At 34.9% G+C, this 1388-nt stretch carries 2 protein-coding genes; one reads left to right on the top strand and one right to left on the bottom strand.

The genetic code is table 11. The features are described 5' to 3' along the window. Positions 1-679 (top strand): restriction endonuclease subunit S (locus EII32_RS11265; RefSeq protein ID WP_233582394.1); only part of this gene is annotated, 679 nt, incomplete at its 5' end. Here the strand turns inward: EII32_RS11265 and EII32_RS11260 are convergent. Continuing rightward, positions 672-1274, bottom strand: coding sequence for a hypothetical protein (locus tag EII32_RS11260; RefSeq protein ID WP_233582393.1), 603 nt, complete (start codon positions 1272-1274; stop codon positions 672-674). The genes EII32_RS11265 and EII32_RS11260 overlap by 8 nt on opposite strands. Between the last annotated feature and the right edge of the window lie 114 nt (positions 1275-1388).

The following is a 1388-nucleotide window of genomic DNA, read 5'->3' as shown; positions in this document are numbered from 1 at the left end:
ACATTTGAGAGGTATTAAAACTTTCAATCCGTGTTTGGAAGAACAGAAGAAAATAGCAGACCTTTTGTCTCTTTTAGACGACCGCATCGCAACCCAAAGCAAAATCATTGAGGATTTGAAGAAGTTAAAGTCTGCAATTTCAGAAAGACTTTTCAAAAACGTAAAAGGTAATGTCTTTACATTGTCTGAAATTTGCGATATTGTTAAGGGAAAACAAGTCAATAGTGAACTTCTTTCAGAACATGGTAAATATTATGTGATGAATGGAGGAACTGAGCCATCTGGTTATTATGACAATTATAATGTGGAAGCCGACACTATTTCAATAAGTGAAGGTGGCAACTCTTGTGGATATGTACAATTCAACAAATACCCTTTTTGGAGTGGTGGGCATTGTTATTCTATTCAAAACATTGCTAACAATATTGAAGAACTATACCTATACCACTATCTTAAAACGAAAGAAGAAGCCATTATGAAACTCCGCATAGGTTCAGGTTTGCCCAATATTCAGAAAAAGGACTTGGCAATGTTCAGAGTAAAAGTGCCGAATATTGAGCGGCAAAAATCAATTTCGACTTTCCTTTCATCACTTGATAGAAAAACTGAAATCGAAGAACGAATGCTTAATGGTATGCAGAAGGAAAAGCAATATCTATTACGCCATATGTTCATATAAACATTTGTCGCAGGAGATACTCCTTCAGCCTTTGCAATAGCACCAAGGAATCAATCTCAAGATTGATTTTCTGAACTAATGTAGATAATTGCTTTCCAATTTGCTGTTGTACTTCAAATGTTGGAGTACAAAGTGGAATGTTACACAACCCTTCATAGGACAAGCATTGTCTAACGCTACCCTCTAATCTCTTTCTTATTTCAGAAAAGAATTGCTTAGACTCAAAAAAGTAATCAATGTATTTGGGTGATACACAATCTTTTGTACGGAAACAAATGTACATCGGACTTACTATCCCTTTTTCAAATGTAGTGAGGCGTGCAATAGATCCAACGTTTATTCTTGCAGGATTAAAAGCAAAATCATTCCGCTCTACAATTTTATAGTTTGAAGTGTCATCGCTTGCAACATTCCTGTTTTCAAACTGTTCATCTTGCCTAATAAAACCTTGACGATTGCTAACTGACAAAACATTCTGAACAATATTGTCCTTATTCCTTTTAGAAGTCTGCATAATGCAATCCCCTATATGTGAAGATATTTTAGTCTTTTGACTATATTCTATTTCAATAATTGCAGACTTTAACTTCTTCAAATCCTCAATGATTTTGTTTGGGTTGCGATGCGGTCGTCTAAAAGAGACAAAAGGTCTGCTATTTTCTTCTGTTCTTCCAAACACGGATTGAAAGTTTTAATACCTCTCAAATGT

Source organism: Prevotella sp. OH937_COT-195, assembly GCF_003932845.1.
GTDB lineage: Bacteria > Bacteroidota > Bacteroidia > Bacteroidales > Bacteroidaceae > Prevotella.
Note: the sequence above shows the minus strand (reverse complement) of the source record. Positions and strands in the feature narration are given on the sequence as shown.